The following is a 19423-nucleotide window of genomic DNA, read 5'->3' on the forward strand; positions in this document are numbered from 1 at the left end:
TAGCACGCATATGCGTGCTATTTATATTCTAGCCTTTTTACAGGCTATTGTTGTTGTTCTTCTGCTGAGTTAAGTAATTCAGCTAAGTTAGCTGTTGCTTCTTCAGCCGAAATTGTTGTTTGAATATCATCCGTCGATGGCATTGCTCGTTTACGCATACGCTCTTTATGGTAAGCATAACCTGTACCTGCTGGAATTAATCGACCAACAATTACGTTTTCTTTTAAGCCACGTAATTCGTCATTTTTACCAGCAACTGCTGCTTCGGTTAATACGCGTGTTGTTTCTTGGAACGACGCCGCAGATATAAACGATTCAGTAGTTAGTGATGCTTTAGTAATACCAAGCAGATCATGTAAGTAAACAATAGGTTCTTTACCTTGCGCTTCAAGTTCACGGTTAATAATCTTCAAGCGTGAAACCTCAAGTTGTTCTCCATCAAGTAGACGAGAACTACCTGGATGAATAACCGTTGCTTTACGTAACATTTGACGAACGATGACTTCAATGTGTTTATCGTTGATTTTTACACCTTGTAAACGATAAACTTCTTGAACTTCGTTAACAATGTAACGTGTTACTGCATTTACACCACGTAGACGTAAAATATCGTGCGCCGATTCAGGACCATCAGAAATCACATCACCGCGACCAACTTGTTCCCCTTCAAATACGTTAAGTTGACGCCATTTAGGGATCATCTCTTCGTATGGTTCACTACCATCTAATGGTGTGATAATTAAGCGACGTTTACCTTTAGTTTCTTTACCGAATGAGATAATACCATCAATTTCAGCAAGTATAGCTGGTTCTTTCGGTTTACGAGCTTCAAACAAGTCAGCAACACGTGGTAAACCACCTGTGATATCTTTGGTACCAACAGATGCCTGTGGAATACGAGCAAGTGTGTCACCAATATTGATTTCAGCACCATCTTCTAATTGAACTAAAGCTTTACCTGGTAAGAAGTATTGCGCAAGCATTTCTGTACCAGCGACATAAATATCATCGCCTTTAGCATCCACAATTTTGATTGCTGGACGCAAATCTTTACCTACACCAGTACGCTCAGCTACATCTAATATCGCGATAGATGATAAACCGGTTAACTCATCCGTTTGACGAGTAATGGTTTGACCATCAACCATATCAACAAAACGTACAAAACCTTTTGCTTCAGAGATAACTGGCATAGTATGCGGATCCCAGTTAGCAATCGTTTCACCAGCTTCAACCGCAGAACCATTACCTTTAGCTAGAATCGAACCGTAAGGAACTTTGTAGGTTTCTTTCATTCGACCTAATTCATCAATAATTGTTAATTCAGCATTACGTGAAGTAATTACTAATTTCTTATCTGGGTTAGTTACAAACTTCGCATTTGTTAATTTAATGCTACCCTTGTTTTTAACTTGAACGCTTGATTCTGCTGCTGCTCGCGAAGCAGCACCACCGATGTGGAATGTACGCATGGTTAACTGTGTACCCGGTTCACCGATTGACTGAGCCGCGATAACACCAATTGCTTCACCCTTGTTAACTAAGTGACCACGAGCTAGGTCACGACCATAACATTTTGCACACACACCGAAATCAGTATCACATGAAACCACAGAACGTACTTTCACGCTATCAACAGATTCAGCTTCTAACAAATCACAGTAGCTTTCATCAAGTAGTGTATTACGAGGAATTAAAATATCCGCGCTACCTGGTTTTAATACATCTTCAGCTGTTACACGACCTAGTACACGTTCACGTAGTGGCTCTTTAACATCACCACCCTCAATTACTGGTGTCATTACTACACCTTCTAACGTGCCACAATCATCTTCAATAACAACTAGGTCTTGAGCTACGTCAACTAAACGACGAGTTAAGTAACCTGAGTTCGCAGTTTTCAAGGCAGTATCAGCAAGACCTTTACGCGCACCATGGGTAGAAATAAAGTACTGAAGTACGTTTAATCCTTCACGGAAGTTTGCAGTAATTGGTGTTTCAATAATTGAACCATCTGGTTTTGCCATCAAACCACGCATACCCGCTAACTGACGAATCTGTGCTGCGGAACCACGAGCACCAGAGTCAGCCATCATATAGATACTATTGAAAGAAGATTGAACCTCTTCTTCACCATCACGGTTGATGACTTTTTCAGTTGATAAGTTATCCATCATTGCTTTAGCAACACGCTCATTAGCTGCGGCCCAGATATCGATAACTTTGTTATAACGTTCACCAGCAGTAACTAAACCTGATTGGAACTGTTCTTGAATTTCAGCAACTTCAATTTCAGCTTCGTTGATGATTTGTAATTTCTTCGCAGGAATTTCCATATCATCAATACCAACTGAAACACCAGAACGAGCTGCATAAGCAAAACCGGTATACATCACTTGGTCAGCTAAAATAACAGTTTCTTTCATACCTAATTGGCGATAACAGATATTTAAAATTCGCGAAATCGCTTTTTTACCAAGTGGTTGATTAATTACTGAGAAGCTCATACCTTTAGGCATAATTAACCACAAAATAGCACGACCAACAGTTGTATCTACAACTGATGTACTATCTTCCCACTCTCCAACACTATTACGCTGACTTTCAGTGATACGTACTTTCACTTTTGCATGTAATTCTACCAGCCCTAAGCGATACAGTTTTTCTGCCTCTTTAGGACCAGTTAATATCATGCCTTCGCCCTTAGCATTCACTTTATCACGAGTCATGTAATAAAGACCTAACACCACGTCCTGAGAAGGAACGATGATAGGTTCACCACTTGCCGGTGAAAGGATGTTGTTGGTTGACATCATCAACGCACGAGCTTCTAACTGTGCTTCTAGTGTTAAAGGAACATGAACAGCCATTTGGTCACCATCGAAGTCAGCATTGAATGCCGCACAAACTAATGGATGTAACTGAATCGCTTTACCTTCAATTAAGATAGGTTCAAATGCTTGAATACCTAATCTATGCAATGTCGGTGCACGGTTTAGTAATACTGGGTGTTCACGAATAACTTCATCTAAGATATCCCAAACAATTGCATCTTCACGCTCAACCATTTTCTTGGCAGCTTTAATGGTAGTGGCATAACCACGGCGTTCTAGTTTTCCGTAAATAAATGGTTTAAATAATTCAAGTGCCATTTTTTTCGGTAAACCACATTGATGTAAACGTAAGTATGGACCTACAGTAATTACTGAACGGCCTGAATAGTCAACACGTTTACCTAATAGGTTTTGACGGAAACGACCTTGCTTACCTTTAATCATATCAGCAAGTGATTTTAAAGGACGTTTGTTTGAACCTGTAATTGCACGACCGCGACGACCATTATCTAATAATGCATCAACCGATTCTTGTAGCATACGTTTTTCGTTTCGTACGATAATATCTGGCGCAGCTAAATCTAATAAACGTTTTAAACGGTTATTACGGTTAATGACACGACGATAAAGATCATTTAAATCTGATGTTGCAAAACGTCCGCCATCAAGTGGTACTAGTGGGCGTAAATCAGGTGGCAATACTGGTAATACATTTAAAATCATCCATTCAGGTTTATTTTCTGATTGGATAAATGCTTCAATAATCTTAATACGTTTAGTTAATTTTTTACGTTTAGTTTCAGAATTTGTTGTTGCTAGTTCGTCACGTAGTGCTTCGCATTCAGCTTGCACATCAATATTACGTAACAATTCTTGGATAGCTTCTGCACCCATACGTGCATCGAATTCATCACCAAATTCTTCTAACGCATCTAAATATTGTTCTTCAGTTAAAATCTGACCACGTTCTAAGTTCGTCATGCCTCCATCAAGAACCATGAATGATTCAAAATAAAGCACACGTTCAATATCGCGCAGTGGCATATCAAGCAATAAACCAATACGAGATGGTAATGATTTTAAAAACCAGATATGAGCAGTTGGAGAAGCAAGCTCAATGTGCCCCATACGTTCACGACGCACTTTAGCTTGAGTGACTTCTACACCACATTTTTCACAGATCACACCACGGTGTTTTAAACGTTTATATTTTCCACATAAACATTCATAATCTTTCACAGGTCCAAAAATACGCGCACAAAACAATCCATCACGTTCAGGCTTGAACGTACGATAATTAATTGTTTCAGGTTTTTTGACTTCACCAAAAGACCATGAACGGATCATATCAGGAGAGGCAAGACCTATCTTGATAGCGTCAAAATCTTCAGTTTTAGTTTGTGCTTTTAGAAACTTTAGTAAGTCTTTCACAATTGACTCCTATGGAGTTAAATCAATTAGATAACTTATTATTACTAATAAGTTATCCCTATAAATAGAAATCATTTGAACTAGCGAAGATTACTCTTCGTCTAACTCTATATTAATACCTAACGAACGAATCTCTTTTAACAATACATTAAATGATTCTGGTATCGCAGGTTCCATACGATGATCACCATCTACAATATTTTTGTACATCTTAGTACGACCGTTCACGTCATCTGACTTAACAGTTAACATTTCTTGTAAGGTATAAGCTGCACCATATGCCTCAAGTGCCCATACTTCCATCTCACCGAAACGCTGACCACCGAATTGAGCTTTACCACCCAATGGTTGCTGAGTAACCAGACTGTATGAACCTGTAGAACGAGCATGCATTTTGTCATCAACCAAGTGGTTCAATTTGAGCATATACATGTAACCAACCGTTACAGGACGTTCAAATTGTTCACCTGTACGACCATCATACAACGTAATTTGTCCAGAAGTTGGTAGATCACCAAGTTCAAGTAATGCCTTAATTTCTTGCTCTTTAGCACCATCAAATACAGGCGTAGCAAGTGGCATACCATTACGTAAATTCTGTGCCAGTGTCATGACTTCTTGATCAGTAAATTCAGCAACATTAACTTTTTGTGCTGCACCTAAACCAAGGTCATACGCTTTTTGAATAAATTCGCGTAATTTAGCTAATTCTTGCTGTTCTTTCAGCATAGTATCAATCTTCTGACCAATACCTTTAGCCGCCATACCTAAGTGAGTTTCTAGAATCTGCCCGATATTCATACGTGATGGAACCCCCAGTGGGTTTAATACGATATCAACCGGACGGCCTTTGTCATCATATGGCATATCTTCAATTGGGTTAATTTTAGAGATAACCCCTTTGTTACCATGACGACCAGCCATTTTATCCCCAGGCTGGATTTGACGTTTAACAGCTAAATAAACTTTAACAATTTTTAACACACCAGGTTGTAAATCATCGCCTTGGGTGATCTTCATGCGTTTAGCTTCAAGTTTTTTGTTAAATTCAGCTTTGATTTCTTCGTGCTGTTCTGCAAGTTGCTCTAATTGAGCTTGTTTATCTTCGTTCGCAATACCGATTGTTAACCATTTTTCACGTGGTAAAGCATCTAATTTGTCAGCTTTAATTCCACCAGCAATTAACACATCACGAATACGAGCAAACAAAGCTGCTTCTAAAATGTTAAGTTCTTCAGTTAAATCTTTACGTGCTTGTTTTAATTGCATGTCTTCAATTTCAAGTGCACGTTTATCTTTTTGTACACCATCACGCGTAAAGACTTGAACATCAATTACTGTACCAGAGACACCATTTGGCACACGTAAAGAAGTATCTTTAACATCAGACGCTTTCTCACCAAAAATCGCACGCAGTAGTTTTTCTTCCGGGGTTAATTGAGTTTCACCTTTTGGTGTCACTTTACCAACCAGAATATCACCGCCTTTAACTTCAGCTCCGATATAAACAATACCTGATTCATCAAGTTTAGAAAGTGCAGCTTCACCTACATTTGGAATGTCGGCAGTGATTTCTTCAGCACCTAATTTAGTATCTCGTGAGATACAAGATAGTTCTTGAATATGAATTGAAGTAAAACGGTCATCTTGTACAACTTTTTCAGAAACTAAAATTGAATCCTCAAAGTTATAACCATTCCATGGCATGAAAGCCACGCGCATGTTTTGACCTAATGCTAATTCACCTAAATCAGTTGATGGACCGTCAGCAAGAACATCGCCTCGTTCAACTTTTTCACCTAATTTCACACATGGAATTTGATTGATACAAGTATTTTGGTTAGAACGGGTATATTTAGTTAAGTTATAAATATCAATACCTGTTTCACCAGCGTACATTTCATCATCATTAACGTTAATTACAATGCGTGATGCATCAACATATTGAACAGTACCACCACGACGAGCTACTGCAGTTACACCTGAGTCAACTGCTACAGCCCTTTCCATACCAGTTCCAACAAATGGTTTTTCCGCTTTTAATGTCGGTACTGCTTGACGTTGCATGTTCGCACCCATTAGGGCACGGTTCGCATCATCATGCTCTAAGAATGGAATTAATGAAGCACCAACCGATACGATTTGCTGAGTTGATACGTCCATATAGTGAACTTGTTCAGGACTATATAAACCTGACTCACCATTTAAACGGCAAGTAACTAAGTCTTCTTTAAAGCGTCCGTCTTCATCAAGGTTTGAGTTAGCCTGAGCAATAACAAATTCGCTTTCATCAATCGCTGATAAATAATTAATTTCATCAGTTACAATACCATCGATAACTCGACGATATGGCGTTTCTAAGAAACCATACTCATTAGTACGAGAATAAACTGCTAATGAGTTAATCAAACCAATGTTCGGACCTTCAGGTGTCTCAATCGGACATACACGACCATAATGAGTAGGATGTACGTCACGCACTTCAAATCCTGCTCGTTCACGAGTTAAACCACCAGGGCCTAATGCTGAAATACGACGTTTGTGAGTAATTTCAGATAATGGATTGTTTTGATCCATAAACTGAGATAATTGGCTAGAACCAAAGAACTCACGGATTGCAGCTGAAATCGGTTTAGCATTGATCATATCTTGTGGCATCAGTGAATCTAAATCACCTAAAGATAAACGTTCTTTAACCGCTCGCTCTACACGAACTAAACCAATACGGAATTGGTTTTCTGCCATTTCACCAACGCTACGAATACGACGATTACCTAAATGGTCAATATCATCAACTTCACCATGACCATTACGAATGCCGATTAATTTCTTCATTACGTCAACGATATCATCTTTTGTTAAGACGCTTTCGCCTTCGATATCTTCACGACCTAAAGAACGATTAAATTTCATTCGACCAACAGCGGACAAATCATAACGCTCGTCAGAGAAGAATAAATTATCAAATAACGCTTCAGCAGCCTCTTTTGTTGGTGGTTCACCAGGGCGCATCATACGATAAATTTCAACTAATGCACCTAATCGATCACGTGTTGAATCAACATTTAGGGTTTCAGAAATAAATGGACCATGATCAAGATCATTAGTAAATAATGTTTCGATTTTTCTATGGCCTGCATTAGTTAATTCAAGCAATAGCTCTAATGAAATTGGTGTATTTGCAAAAGCAATAACTTCGCCTGTCGCTTCATTGACATAATTTTTAGCTAACACTTTATTAACTATATATTCAACAGGTACATCAATTTTAGTAACGTTATCTTTATCTAATTCACGGATGTGGCGAGCGGTAATACGACGACCTTTTTCAGCATAAACTTTGCCTTTTGATTCGATATCAAAAAGAGCTGTTTCTCCACGTAAACGTTCTGGAACAAGATCCATTTTCAGTTTGGATTTGCCCACTTCAAAAATAGTTTTCTCAAAGAAAATATCTAAAATTTCTTCTGTTTCATAACCTAAAGCACGTAAAATTATTGTTGCTGGAAGTTTACGACGACGGTCAATACGGGCAAAAAGATTATCTTTTGGATCAAATTCAAAATCAAGCCAAGAGCCACGATAAGGAATAATCCGAGCATTATATAAAACTTTACCAGAAGAGTGTGTTTTACCTTTATCACTATCAAAGAACACACCTGGACTACGATGTAATTGTGATACGATTACACGTTCAGTACCGTTGATCACAAACGTACCATTGTCCGTCATTAAAGGGATTTCGCCCATGTAGACGTCTTGCTCTTTAATATCTTTTACTGTTCCTTCTGGCGCATCTTTATCATAAATAACTAAACGTAATTTTACGCGCAACGGTGCTGAGTAAGTGATCCCCCTAATTTGACATTCTTTAACATCAAACACAGGTTCGCCCATTTTAAAGCTCACGTATTGTAACTCAGCGTTACCACTATAACTTTTTATCGGAAATATTGAACGAAATGCGGCTTCTAAGCCATATTGACCTTCTGGATCTTGTTCAATAAATTTCTGGAACGAATCAAGTTGAATAGAAAGAAGATACGGTATATCCAAGACTTGTGGACGCTTACCAAAATTCTTACGAATTCGTTTTTTCTCGGTATAAGAGTAAACCATTAGTTCCTCAACTTGCTTATCTGCTATTTTAGCATGATTAAATATTCATCAGGGGGTACTACCTTCAAATAATAACGCCTGACACCTCATCGAAAATATCTTTAAATATCAATTGATTAGGCTTAGTAAATATACTATTTCTTTATTACTTTTTATTGATAATCTTCAAATAAAATTCTTTGACTTTTTACAGCGCAAAAAGGCTGGAGGTAAAAAACCCCCAGCCATTTAGGTTGCTATCGATAAACTTATTTAAGTTCGACAACTGCACCAGATTCTTCAAGTGCCTTTTTAAGTTCATCTGCATCAGCTTTGCTAACGCCTTCTTTAACTGTTGCTGGAGCTGATTCAACAAGATCTTTAGCTTCTTTCAAGCCTAAACCTGTTGCACCACGAACTGCTTTGATAACAGCTACTTTGTTCGCACCAACTTCTTTTAAGATTACATCAAATTCAGTTTTTTCTTCTGCTGCTTCAGCTGGACCAGCTGCTGCAACTGCTACAGCTGCTGCTGCAGAAACGCCAAATTTTTCTTCCATCATTGATACAAGTTCAACAACGTCCATTACAGACATTTCGGCAACTGCATCTAAAATTTGTTCTTTAGTGATAGACATAATATAGTTTCCCAAATTTACAATTTTTATTAATTAATAACGTTCACAATCATACTGCCAATTAAGCAGCTTCTTTTTGATCGCGAACTGCTGCAAGAGTACGAACCAATTTGCCAGCTGCGGCTTCTTTCATGGTTGACATCAAGCGTGCTAATGCTTCTTCATAAGTAGGTAATGTTGCTAAGCGATCAATATTCGCTGCAGTAATCAACTCACCTTCAAAGGCTGCGGCTTTAATCTCAAATTTATCATTTTCTTTAGCAAACGCTTTAAAAATACGCGCTGCAGCACCTGGGTGCTCATTTGAAAATGCAATTAGAGTTGGACCAACAAACGTATCTTTTAAACACTCGTATTGAGTTCCCTCAACAACACGGCGTAATAGCGTATTACGAACAACACGCATATAAACACCAGCTTCACGAGCAGATTTACGTAATGCAGTCATTTTTTCTACAGTTACGCCACGAGAATCAGCAACAACTGCAGAAAGCGCACCTTTGGCGATTTCGTTAACTTCAGCAACAATTTCTTGTTTATTTTGAAGATTTAGTGCCATTGGTATTGCTCCTGGATTAAACTAGGCAAAGCCTAGACTGATTTTAACTAGCTACACATGTAGCTAGCATAACCACGATGAGCAGAATCCCTCTATTATATCTATCAGGTTCTGTCACCGTCTACGTAGGAAAATTAAGTAGTTAAACTTCAACTACACCTACGGTCTTGGACGGGGTCTGGTTAAGGCCAGACACCAACCGATTCTTATTGTTTAATCAACAAAAGTAATTAAACAGTTGCATTTAATGTTGCTTGATCAATAGCAACACCAGCACCCATTGTGGTAGAAAGACTAACTTTCTTCACAAATACACCTTTAGAAGAGGCTGGTTTTGCACGTTTTAACGCAACAAGTAATGCTTCTAAATTCTCTTTAAGTTTCGCTGCATCAAAATCAGCTTTACCGATAGTAGTATGGATAATACCATTTTTATCATTACGGTAACGGATCTGACCAGCTTTAGCATTTTTAACTGCTTCTGCAACATTAGGCGTTACAGTACCAACTTTAGGATTTGGCATTAAACCACGTGGTCCTAAAATTTGACCTAATTGACCTACAACACGCATAGCGTCTGGTGATGCAATAACAACATCAAAATCCATTTCGCCTTTTTTGATTTGGTCAGCTAGATCATCCATACCGACTAGTTCTGCGCCAGCTTCTTTAGCTGCTTCTGCATTTGCACCTTGGGTAAATACAGCAACGCGAACACTACGACCAGTACCATGTGGAAGTACAATTGCACCACGCACATTTTGATCTGATTTACGTGAATCAATACCTAAATTAACAGCAACATCAACACTTTCTGTAAATTTAGCAGTTGCGAATTCTTTTAATAAAGCAATAGCTTCATTAATTTCATATTGTTTAGTCGCATTTACTTTTTCGCGGATAAGTTTAGCTTTCTTAGATAATTTAGCCATTGATTAACCCTCCACTTCCAAGCCCATTGAACGAGCCGTTCCTTCAATAGAACGCATCATTGTTTCAATGGTAGCACCATTCATATCTGCAGCTTTTAATTCAGCGATTTCGCGAATCTGAGCACTTGTAATTTTACCTACTTTTTTCTTGTTAGGTTCGCCAGAACCAGACTTGATTTTAGCAGCTTTCTTTAATAAAACCGCAGCAGGGGGAGTTTTAGTTACAAATGTAAATGAACGGTCAGAATATACTGTAATAACAACAGGAATAGGTAAGCCTTTTTCCATGCTTTCTGTTTTTGCATTAAATGCTTTACAGAATTCCATGATGTTAACACCATGTTGACCTAGTGCAGGACCAACTGGCGGACTAGGATTCGCTGCACCAGCTGCAACTTGCAACTTGATGTAAGCTTGTACTTTTTTTGCCATTTTTGATTTTCCTTTTCTCGGGTGCAAACGCCTCTATTAATAACAGCTATTAATAAATAGACAGCTCCCCTAAGTTAAATGAGGGCAGAATTATCCTACAACTTTATACAAAAAGCAAGATTTATTTAAAACAGGATAAAAATGAAAAGCAGAACCACAGATTCTGCTTTTTTGCCATCAAATTATAGAACGTTAATTGCGTTAAGTTCTTTAAATGCGAGTTCTAAACGTGCAACTAAAGAATCTTGACCTTTACGTAACCATACACGAGGATCGTAATATTTTTTATTTGGTGCATCAGGTCCTTCAGGATTACCTAATTGTCCTTGTAAATAAGCTTCATTCGCTTTGTAATAATCTAAAACACCAGCCCAGTTAGCCCACTGTGTATCAGTATCAATATTCATTTTGATAACACCATAGCTTACTGCTTCTGCAATTTCTTCTGGTGTAGAGCCAGAACCACCATGGAACACGAAGTTCAATGATTTTTCAGGTAAATTAAATTTTTCTGATACATATTTTTGTGAGTTATCTAGAATTTTTGGCGTCAACTTAACGTTACCTGGTTTATAAACACCATGCACATTACCAAATGATGCAGCAATAGTGAAACGAGGGCTAATCGCGCTCAAACGTTCATAAGCATAAGCAACATCTTCTGGTTGTGTATAAAGTGCTGAACTATCCATATGGCTATTATCAACACCATCTTCTTCACCACCAGTACAACCTAATTCTAATTCTAATGTCATTTTCATTGCCGACATACGAGCAAGATATTGACAACAAATATCAATGTTATCTTTTAATGTTTCTTCTGAAAGATCGATCATATGAGAAGAAAACAATGGTTTACCTGTTTTAGCAAAATGAGTTTCGCCAGCATCAAGTAATCCATCAACCCAAGGCAATAATTTTTTTGCACAATGGTCGGTATGTACAATAACTGGTACGCCATATTTTTCTGCCATAAGATGAACATGTTTAGCGCCAGATACCGCACCTAACACAGCACACTCTTGCCCTTCAAGTTTTAAACCTTTACCTGCTATAAATTGTGCACCACCATTAGAAAATTGAACAATAACAGGAGAACCTACTTTAGCTGCCGTTTCAATAACTGCATTAATTGTATTTGTATCAACACAGTTTACTGCTGGTAGGGCAAAATTATTTTCACGTGCAATTTGGAACACCTTTTGAACATCATCACCAGTTACCACACCAGGTTTAACGACATCAGAAATTTTTGTAACCATTTTATTACCTATAAATTTATTAATATAAAAAGTAGTATAAAAAGTAGTAAGGATGAGTAATTAGCTCATCCTTACTTTTAAACTAAAATGTTATGCTTTTGCTCTTTCTTCTAACATTGCAACAGCTGGAAGTTTTTTACCTTCAACAAATTCAAGGAAAGCACCACCACCGGTTGAAATATAAGAGATTTTATCTTCAATACCAAATAAATCAATTGCAGCTAATGTATCTCCACCACCGGCAATTGAGAAACCTTGGCTATCAGCAATTGCTTTAGCAACTATTTCAGTACCGCGACGGAAATTAGGGAATTCAAATACACCGACAGGACCATTCCACAGTATAGTTTTTGCATTTTTAATAATATTTGCTAATACTTCTGCTGATTTATCGCCTAAATCAAGAATTTGCTCATTTTCTTTAACATCTTTTACTGATTTTTCAGTTGCCGTAGCTGTTTCACTAAATTCAGTGGCAACGCGTACATCTGTAGGCACAGGAATTTCACAGTTAGCCATTAGTTTTTTAGCTTCTGGAATTAAATCGGCTTCATAAAGTGATTTACCAACATTATAACCTTCTGCTGCAATGAAAGTATTAGCAATACCACCACCAACAATAATTTGGTCAGCAATTTTTGAAAGTGAATCAAGAACAGTTAACTTAGTTGATACTTTAGAACCAGCAACAATAGCAACCATTGGTCTTGCTGGATTATCAAGCGCTTTACCTAATGCATCTAATTCAGCCGCTAATAATGGACCTGCACAAGCAACAGGAGCAAATTTACCAGCACCATGAGTTGAAGCTTGTGCACGGTGAGCAGTACCAAAAGCATCCATTACATAAATGTCGCAAAGTGCAGCGTATTTTTTAGATAAAGTTTCATCATCTTTACCTTCACCGACATTGAAACGCACATTTTCAAGAACAACTAATTCACCCTCTTTAACATCCACACCATCAAGGTAATCTTTTACTAAACGAACAGGGAAAGATACATGTTCTTTCAAGTAATCAACAACAGGTTGTAATGAAAATTCAGGATTATACTCCCCTTCCGTTGGGCGACCAATATGAGAAGTAACCATTACTTTAGCACCTTTCTTGATCGCTTCTTCAATAGTCGGTAGTGATGCTTTAATTCGCGCATCAGAGGTTACTTTACCATTTTTAACTGGCACATTAAGATCTGAACGAATAAATAAACGTTTTCCTTTTAGATCAAGATCTTGCATTCTAATAATAGACATGTGACTTCCTCTTATAAATATCAATATAATAAAATTATGACTATTCTAACATAAAATTTTCTTTTAGGTTACAACCATTATTGTTCACATACTGAACATCTGATAGAAATAAAAAATTTGTTATCAAGGTAAAAAATTTTATATAACAGCATTGACAATAGAGAGAAAATCAGGCATATTTTGCCGCCTTATTAATATGTAATTTTTATCTAAACTTGGGAGTTGACTTTGGCTAATATCAAATCAGCTAAGAAACGTGCGGTTCAATCCGAAAAACGCCGTAAACATAATGCTAGTAACCGTTCAATGATGCGTACTTATATTAAAAAAGTTTACGCAGCTGTTGCAGCTGGTGATAAACAAACAGCTGAAGTGGCATTCAAAGACATGCAGGCAGTTGTTGATCGTCAAGCGGCTCGTGGCTTAATCCACAAAAACAAAGCTGCACGTCATAAAGCGAATTTAATTAAGCAGATTAAAGCATTGGCTTAATGCTGTTATCTATTAACTATTATAGTTAGAAAGAATAATAAAAAGTGGTGTAAGCCACTTTTTTTATTTGTATACTGATCCGTTATTCGATATTAATAAGAGAGTATATTGTGGTTCAGCGTGATTATGTAAGAAAAAAGAGCCGATCAAAAAAAAATAATTCACGAAATAAGCCTAATTTAATGATATTTTTGGCCATTATTATCATTATTCTATTTTCTACTATTCTCTATTACGTTGCGAATAACAAACCAACTCAACCAGTTAAACCCCCAAAAGTAAAAACCCAACCTCCGGCAATAACATTACCAGAACGACCGCAAGAACGTTGGACTTATCTTAAAGAACTTGAAACTCCAAATGCTAGTTATGATTCAAGAGCAAGTGAACGGCAACAAATTTTAGATAGCTTTGTCAATAATTCACGTCCTGTCACGCCGCCGACTAAAAATAATAGTGTGACCAAGCAAGAAACCACTTCATCTATAACTACGCAAAATATTGGTACTGCAAATAAATGGATATTGAAATGCGGAGCATTCAAAGATAAAGCTAACGCCGAAACCCTTAAAGCAAGAATTGCAATGATTGGCATCAGTGGTAGTATATCTTCGGGTCAATTATATCGAGTCACTGCAGGACAATATACTAATAAAAATGAGGCAGATAAGGCATTAAACTCATTAAAAAATAATGGGATTAATGATTGTATTATTTCTAACTAAAAAGAAAAATATGAAATCATTCAAAAATATACATCTGTTTACTAAAATGTTATGGTTGCGTATAAATCAAGACCGTTTAACAACATCCGCTGCTGGGTTAGCTTATACAACAATCCTTGCTTTAGTGCCACTTATTACTGTTATATTTTCTCTACTCTCTGCTTTTCCTATGTTTGACGAGGTCAGTCTTTCATTAAAAAAAATAATTTATAACAACTTGGTTCCGACGGCTAGTGACACTATCGAGAATTATTTAGAACAATTTATTGGCAATACTAAAAAAATGACCTTTATGGGGGTAATCGGTTTAATTGTTACATCGCTTCTATTAATTAATTCAATTAATACTGCGCTAAATCACATATGGAAAACCAAGCGTAAGCGATCATTCATGTACAATCTAACGATGTATTGGACCATATTAACTTTAGGTCCTATTTTAGCTGGTTCAAGTGTTGCAATAAGTTCTTATGTGTTTTCACTAAAATGGCTTTCTACTGCAACAACAGGTAACTTTCTATTCAGTTCTTTACCATTTTTTATATCTGTAGCTGGTTTCTGGTTGCTTTATAGTATTATTCCTACTGAATCAGTACCTTTTAAAGAGTCCATAGTTGGAGCCATTGTCGCAGCAATATTATTTGAATTAGGAAAACGAGCATTTGCGCTGTATATAACTTCTTTCCCAACTTATCAACTTATTTATGGAGTTGTATCATCAATTCCCATTATGTTAGTTTGGATCTATTTTTCTTGGTGCATTGTTTTGTTTGGCGCTGAGTTTGCAGCAACCTTAACGGACTTTAATCGCAAAAAGCACGCAGTTGAAAATCAATCATTACCAGAGTAATTATTTTATGATCGCCTTAATCCAACGTGTTAAACAAGCTAGTGTTACTGTTGATAATCAAGTTATTGGACAGATTAATCATGGATTACTAGTATTATTAGGTGTAGAACAAGAAGATAATGAGCAAAAAGCAATACGCTTATGTGAAAAAGTTCTAGGGTACCGAATATTTAGTGATAATGAAGGCAAAATGAATTTAAATGTTAGCCAAACTAATGGTGAACTATTAGTTGTTTCTCAATTTACACTAGCAGCCGATACACAAAAGGGTATGCGCCCTAGTTTTACTAAAGGTGCAAAACCGGATGAAGCCAATAAACTATATCAATTTTTTGTTGAACAATGTAAAAAGAAAATTAATACACAAACAGGACAATTTGCAGCTGACATGCAGGTTTCTTTGATAAATGATGGACCAGTAACATTCTGGCTACAAGTCTAATCATAATCGCAATTATAAATATTATGCCCTGATATAAGGACATAATATTTATAATTGTTAATTTATTTTAGATTTTTTAACATCTCTATTGCTGACTGGTTCTCATCTAAACCTAATTTATTCAGTTTATTAACATAAAATTGTTTTACATCATTCCATCGATAATAAGGGTAACTATCTGTTTTAATAGGTAAATGCACTTCTCGCTCATTTAGTAATACTTTAATTAAAATCGGCTGATGAGTTTGCTTGCTTTTATAAAAAATCCATTGAATGTTCGCCCCCATAGGGATAATTTTATCTGCTCGCCATATAGTAGGATAATTAAACAGTGTTTTAGTAACATTAGCAGAGCCTTCAATTTCGAGTAAAGTGGCTAATGGCGAAACTGTTTCAGCATGCGCAAAGCGCAAATTAGCATCCACATTATTACCAACGATTGCCTTATCAGCAGAGTGAATCATATCCCATAATAACGGTGCAGCAATTTTAATTTGAATACCTGTAGCATCAAAGGCTGGACCTATCTGCAAATAATTTTTTGCAGTAACAACTGTATTAAGCCATATCTTTTGTTCTGTTGAAAAATAACGACCTAAATCAAGATGATTGTCCGTTAAAACTTGTGGCGAAAAAGCCTGCAATTCTTGATACAATTGGTATACTGCAATAATAAAATCCGATGTTTTTACTGATGTATCCTCAGATTCATCCAATCCTTTTTTTAACTTAATTAAAAAAGATTTTTTAAAAATGCCTTTGGCAACTTGTTTACTCATCTGTTTAGTTTGAGAAGCATACTCAATAGATTTCACGGCATCTTTCACTACTTTACTTTTTTTATATTCACTATAGGCAGGAGAATACTCAAAAAAGCGCAATAATGTTTGTTCATTGTCTGGTTGTTGAACCACATGAATATTAGGGTATTTAGCTTTAAAAGAATCAATAAAAATTTCTGCTGTTTCTTTTGCTCTTGGAGAACTGCTTGAAATAACTTCAATTTTTTTTCCTTTAAATACTGTTGGATTATTTTCCAGCATTCGGTTACTTATCAAACTAATATCTTTGCGACCCAGATTGGTAAGCTGACCATAGTGGTTCTGATTTAATTGCTTAAGGATAGTGACTTGCCTAAGAAGATCTTTTCCTGAATCAGTCAATTGTTGTTGACTGTCAGCCAATGATAGAATGTGATAAGCAAGATCTTCATGCTTTGATTTACTTATATACCGCGAACCATGGCGCCCAATATGATCAATATAAAAAGCTTGATAGTCTGTTGGAGCAGAAGTAAGAGTTTGGTTAGAATTGTATTGGTAAGCTGTTTTGGAACCAGCAATCACATTGGTTTGAGCAAAACTTAATGAAGTAAAAGTAAATAGAAAAACAGTCAATAAGTTACGCGAACCGAGCATAATCATATTTTTATCTCCATTTAAATACTAATATAAACGCAATTAGGATTAAGATGAAAAAGTAGTCAATAGATGCCACAAAAATCAATATTCTTTTCGTATATTAACACAGCAGCTTCTCTAAACTTGATTTATAGTAAAATTTTACAAAAAGAAGATGATTATTTTCATAATGCTCTTTTATTTTTTGTAAAAAAGATTATCTTATTAATCATTCAAGATAACTTGCATTTAATTAATCAAAAATAATGAAATTATATGGCCTTTCTGGCACCAAAATTAGCTGTGCATTTATTTCAGCATGTATAACTACCCCTTATAACACAACGCGCTTTATCAAAGATTTAATAGCGGGGATAACCGTTGGTATTATCGCTATACCACTAGCAATGGCTCTTGCAATTGCCAGTGGCGTTCCACCACAACATGGGCTTTATACCGCAATTATAGCCGGTTTTGTTATTGCTCTAACGGGAGGATCTCGTTTTAGTGTTTCTGGACCTACCGCCGCATTTGTCGTTATCTTATATCCAGTATCATTACAATATGGTTTATCTGGATTATTAATTGCAACATTATTATCGGGCGTTTTTCTAATATTGATGGGCATGATTCGATTAGGAAGATTAATTGAATATATTCCATTACCTGTAGTATTAGGTTTTACCTCAGGCATTGCTATTACCATCGCTACTATGCAAATCAAAGATTTTTTTGGTTTGACTCTTGAACATATGCCTGAAAGTTATATAAGCAAAGTTATAGAATTAGCTAAGACTTTACCATCCATTAATATTGCAGACACAATTGTCGGAATGGTAACGCTAATTGTATTAATTGTATGGCCAAAATTTCGAGTGAAGATATCTGGTCACTTACCAGCATTAGTTGCAGGTATTATTGTCATGTTTATATTTAATCAATTCGGCTATCAGATTGAAACCATAGGCTCACGATTTACCTATACACTTGCTGATAATACTATTGGTCATGGTATTCCTTCGGTACTACCTGAATTTGTATTACCATGGGAAAATGCTGAATTTAATTGGGATTGGACAACACTTTCTGCTTTACTTCCGATTTCATTGACTATGGCAATGTTATGCGCTATTGAATCACTGCTTTGTGCTGTAGTGTTAGATGAGATGACCCACACAAAACATCACTCAAACAGTGAACTTATTGGTCAAGGTTTAGGCAATATTATTGCACCGTTTTTTGGTGGCATTTCGGCTACCGCCGCTATCGCACGATCAGCTGCGAATGTTAAGGCTGGTGCTACATCACCTATTGCAGCCGTATTACATTCATTAGTAGTATTACTTGCTCTTATTTGCTTTGCACCACTTTTATCTTATATTCCACTATCAGCAATGGCCGCTCTGCTATTAATAGTGGCTTGGAATATGAGTGCCGTGCAACGAGTGATGTATATCATCAAATGCGCACCTAAAGATGATATTTTAATTATGTTAATCTGTATGTCACTTACCGTATTATTTGATATGGTTATAGCAATTACACTTGGCATAGTATTGGCTTCCATATTATTTATGCGCCGTATTGCTCGAATGACCCGCTTAGTTGAGTTAAATCGAAGTGATGATAAAACCTTAGTTTTACGTGTTAATGGCCCACTGTTTTTTGCTGCGGCAGAAAAAACTTTTGTTGAGCTTTATAAAAAAATTAACGGATATGAGCATATTATATTACAATGGGATGCCGTACCAATTCTGGACGCTGGTGGACTTAATGCCTTAATACATTTTATTGATGAATTGCCAGAACATGTTGATTTATCAATTTGTGAATTGCAATTTCAGCCATTAAAAACATTAGCTCGCGCCAAAATTGTACCTATCCCCAATAAACTAATGTTCTTCTCAACATTAGATGAAGCATTGAAAGATAAAGAGTAGTTTCATCGTAGTTTTTAAGTTATTCAATAAGTAAGTAGTAAGATCTGTGGTACACCTAAAGAATACCACAGATCAGTAGTAATCATTACCTCCGCGATCTTTCTTTTCTGCTGCTAACTATGATTAGCAACTCT

At 36.6% G+C, this 19423-nt stretch carries 14 protein-coding genes; 5 read left to right on the top strand and 9 right to left on the bottom strand.

The window, feature by feature from the left end:
• Positions 1 to 44: 44 nt before the first annotated feature.
• The 8 genes from rpoC to pgk all read right to left on the bottom strand — a co-directional run bounded on the left by rpoC (position 45) and on the right by pgk (position 13440).
• A complete protein-coding gene (gene rpoC, locus H3T96_RS11840; RefSeq protein ID WP_086326415.1) occupies positions 45 to 4265 on the bottom strand; it encodes a DNA-directed RNA polymerase subunit beta' in 4221 nt (1406 codons plus the stop codon).
• A gap of 90 nt (positions 4266 to 4355) precedes the next feature.
• Positions 4356 to 8384 (bottom strand): DNA-directed RNA polymerase subunit beta, encoded by a 4029-nt coding sequence (gene rpoB / locus H3T96_RS11845; RefSeq protein ID WP_086308312.1) that lies wholly within the window; start codon positions 8382 to 8384, stop codon positions 4356 to 4358.
• A 248-nt stretch (positions 8385 to 8632) separates the two neighbouring features.
• Positions 8633 to 9001 (bottom strand): 50S ribosomal protein L7/L12, encoded by a 369-nt coding sequence (rplL, locus tag H3T96_RS11850; protein WP_025316515.1) that lies wholly within the window; start codon positions 8999 to 9001, stop codon positions 8633 to 8635.
• Positions 9002 to 9062: 61 nt separating this feature from the next.
• Positions 9063 to 9560, bottom strand: coding sequence for a 50S ribosomal protein L10 (gene rplJ / locus H3T96_RS11855; RefSeq protein ID WP_025316516.1), 498 nt, complete (start codon positions 9558 to 9560; stop codon positions 9063 to 9065).
• Between the two features lie 230 nt (positions 9561 to 9790).
• Positions 9791 to 10492 carry a 50S ribosomal protein L1 gene (gene rplA / locus H3T96_RS11860; RefSeq protein WP_039127414.1) on the bottom strand — a complete coding sequence of 234 codons (702 nt, stop codon included), beginning with the start codon at positions 10490 to 10492 and terminating at the stop codon, positions 9791 to 9793.
• Positions 10493 to 10495: 3 nt separating this feature from the next.
• Positions 10496 to 10924, bottom strand: a complete 429-nt coding sequence (gene rplK / locus H3T96_RS11865; protein WP_025316518.1) for a 50S ribosomal protein L11 — start codon at positions 10922 to 10924, stop codon at positions 10496 to 10498.
• Between the two features lie 182 nt (positions 10925 to 11106).
• Entirely contained in the window at positions 11107 to 12186 is a 1080-nt protein-coding gene (gene fbaA / locus H3T96_RS11870) for a class II fructose-bisphosphate aldolase (RefSeq protein ID WP_039127407.1), read from the bottom strand.
• Between the two features lie 90 nt (positions 12187 to 12276).
• On the bottom strand, positions 12277 to 13440 hold the full coding sequence (gene pgk, locus H3T96_RS11875) for a phosphoglycerate kinase (protein ID WP_025316520.1): 1164 nt from the start codon (positions 13438 to 13440) through the stop codon (positions 12277 to 12279).
• Between the two features lie 228 nt (positions 13441 to 13668).
• Here pgk and rpsT point away from each other — a divergent pair, with 228 nt between their 5' ends.
• From rpsT to dtd, 4 genes are all read left to right on the top strand, one after another.
• Complete coding sequence (gene rpsT, locus H3T96_RS11880) at positions 13669 to 13932, top strand: 30S ribosomal protein S20 (RefSeq protein WP_025316521.1); 264 nt, start codon at positions 13669 to 13671, stop codon at positions 13930 to 13932.
• A 110-nt stretch (positions 13933 to 14042) separates the two neighbouring features.
• Positions 14043 to 14657: an SPOR domain-containing protein gene (locus H3T96_RS11885; RefSeq protein ID WP_144092862.1), complete on the top strand. Its 615-nt coding sequence runs from the start codon at positions 14043 to 14045 to the stop codon at positions 14655 to 14657.
• Between the two features lie 10 nt (positions 14658 to 14667).
• Entirely contained in the window at positions 14668 to 15507 is an 840-nt protein-coding gene (locus tag H3T96_RS11890; RefSeq protein ID WP_144092864.1) for a virulence factor BrkB family protein, read from the top strand.
• Between the two features lie 7 nt (positions 15508 to 15514).
• Positions 15515 to 15949 (top strand): D-aminoacyl-tRNA deacylase, encoded by a 435-nt coding sequence (gene dtd / locus H3T96_RS11895; protein WP_039127398.1) that lies wholly within the window; start codon positions 15515 to 15517, stop codon positions 15947 to 15949.
• Between the two features lie 62 nt (positions 15950 to 16011).
• Here the strand turns inward: dtd and H3T96_RS11900 are convergent, their stop codons facing one another.
• Positions 16012 to 17373, bottom strand: coding sequence for a histidine-type phosphatase (locus H3T96_RS11900; protein ID WP_144092866.1), 1362 nt, complete (start codon positions 17371 to 17373; stop codon positions 16012 to 16014).
• A 242-nt stretch (positions 17374 to 17615) separates the two neighbouring features.
• Between H3T96_RS11900 and dauA the strand changes: the two genes are divergently transcribed.
• Positions 17616 to 19289, top strand: a complete 1674-nt coding sequence (dauA, locus tag H3T96_RS11905) for a C4-dicarboxylic acid transporter DauA (protein ID WP_144092868.1) — start codon at positions 17616 to 17618, stop codon at positions 19287 to 19289.
• The last annotated feature ends 134 nt before the right edge of the window (positions 19290 to 19423 follow it).

The organism is Gilliamella sp. W8136, from assembly GCF_016101285.1.
In the GTDB taxonomy this organism is placed as follows: Bacteria; Pseudomonadota; Gammaproteobacteria; order Enterobacterales; family Orbaceae; genus Gilliamella; species Gilliamella apicola_N.